The organism is Oleiphilus sp. HI0067 (assembly GCF_001635735.1).
The window spans coordinates 1-485 of the sequence record NZ_LWFI01000832.1; the positions used below are offsets into that span (position 1 = coordinate 1).

General features: G+C 44.9%; 1 protein-coding gene. It reads left to right on the forward strand.

The window, feature by feature from the left end; genetic code table 11:
• Positions 1-485: glycerol-3-phosphate dehydrogenase C-terminal domain-containing protein (locus A3739_RS08840; RefSeq protein WP_304440270.1), on the forward strand; the 485-nt coding region annotated here is incomplete at both ends.

The window sequence follows — 485 nt, forward strand, 5'->3', positions numbered from 1 at the left end:
AGTATCGCCGGCGGCAAACTCACGACATTTCGCTTGTTAGCGCTCGAAGTATTGCGTGCAGCTCAACCTTATTTACAAAACAACCTTTCCATATCGGAGTTAGATGCGCCTTCAGATTTTAGTGAGTCCGATGAATCTGTGTTGATTGGCGACCATAAACTATCGAAGCAACGCCGTCAGAGGCTCGTTGGCCGTTACGGTGATATTGCTAATCAGCTTGTGGAGCAAGCGGATATTGATGATTTAACGCTGTTAGGCAACACTGAAGTTTGCCTCCAAGAATTATTTTGGGCGTGTGAGAACGAAGCCGTTGAGCATTTAGATGATCTTCTTTTGAGACGTGTACGGATAGGGATGTTGTATCCGGAAGGCGCGATTCATTTGATTCAGCCATGGACAGAGTTATTGCGCGAGCGTTTACAGTGGCCTATTCAAAAATGGGATGAAGAGTGGCATAGATATAAAAATATCATTGCGGATCACTA